1 pseudogene is annotated in these 600 nt (G+C 41.7%); it reads right to left on the bottom strand.

The features are described 5' to 3' along the window. Positions 1-124: 124 nt before the first annotated feature. Positions 125-600, bottom strand: a pseudogene (locus ACFQZT_RS32155) (hypothetical protein); the annotation flags it as partial.

Below are 600 nucleotides of genomic sequence, written 5' to 3'. Positions count from 1 at the left end.
TTTGTTCCGCTTTCCAACTTACCTATTATGTTTGCTAAGCCATCAAACGTATAAAAAATACATCAGTGGAATACTTTAATAAACAAAATAAAGAAGACCCCGAAGGGTCTCCTTTTTAAAGAGATTAGTGCACGGTACGAGTTGTAGGAGCGCTGTTCGCATAGATTGTAGTAGTCGCAGATTTGCCTGTTGCGGAAGTCGCAGTCAGATCAAATGTTGCGCTAGTACCACCAGTTACAGTTACTTTACCAAACTGGTCAACTGTTACATTCGATCCAGCACTTACGTTGGAAACAGAGAATGTTACGCCAAGCAAGTAGTTATAGTGCTGAGCATCTCCGTCTTCGTAAGTCTTACCATAATTATCAGTAACATTAAGGTTTGTGAAGGCATTGAATGTGTAGCCATCGTTATAGGCTTTGTCATCCCAAGTAACGTTCGAAACTGCAAGTGCATCAGACTTAACAGTTACTGGAGTTGTCAAAGTCTTAGTCGATCCGTCGGCAGCTACGAAGCTGATTGCCAAAGTAGCAGTTCCAGCTTTGTTACCAATAACGTATGCTTTGCCAATTCCGTTAGTTGTATTAACGCCGTCAGAGG

The sequence above is a fragment of the Paenibacillus sp. GCM10027628 genome (assembly GCF_042676385.1).
Lineage (GTDB): Bacteria > Bacillota > Bacilli > Paenibacillales > NBRC-103111 > Paenibacillus_E.
Note: the sequence above shows the minus strand (reverse complement) of the source record. Positions and strands in the feature narration are given on the sequence as shown.